1 rRNA gene is annotated in these 427 nt (G+C 53.9%); it reads left to right on the top strand.

The annotated features are described in order from the left end of the window. The first annotated feature begins 3 nt into the window (after nt 1–3). Nucleotides 4–118 (top strand): 5S ribosomal RNA (gene rrf / locus LC407_RS20840). Nucleotides 119–427: the final 309 nt, after the last annotated feature.

Below are 427 nucleotides of genomic sequence, written 5' to 3' on the forward strand. Positions count from 1 at the left end.
CTCCCTGGTGAAATTAGCGCTATGGAACCACCCGATCCCATCCCGAACTCGGAAGTGAAACGTAGCTGCGCCGATGGTAGTGTGGCCTAAGCCATGCGAGAGTAGGTCATCGCCAGGGTTTATACCCCGAAAACCCCGCTGCTCATGCAGCGGGGTTTTCCTTTTTTTGCAAGCCTCAGGTTTCGACCTGGACTTATAGCAACAACTTCACGAAGAGCTTCAAGTTCCTCTCACAAGTTGTTGACAAAGCTGAAAAGCCTGCCATAATAGGCGGCTCGCAACGACGAAAGGCCCTCGGGTCCAACGACGAAGCAGCATCGGCAACAACGTCCACTTCGGTGAGACGGCCTTGAAAAAAGGTGTTGACGAAGCGGAAAAGCCGGCTATAATGGGCGGCTCGCTACGAAGGAAACTTCGCAGCACACGG

The sequence above is a fragment of the Stenotrophomonas sp. OVS01A genome, from assembly GCF_019969775.1.
Taxonomy (GTDB): domain Bacteria; phylum Pseudomonadota; class Gammaproteobacteria; order Xanthomonadales; family Xanthomonadaceae; genus Stenotrophomonas; species Stenotrophomonas indicatrix.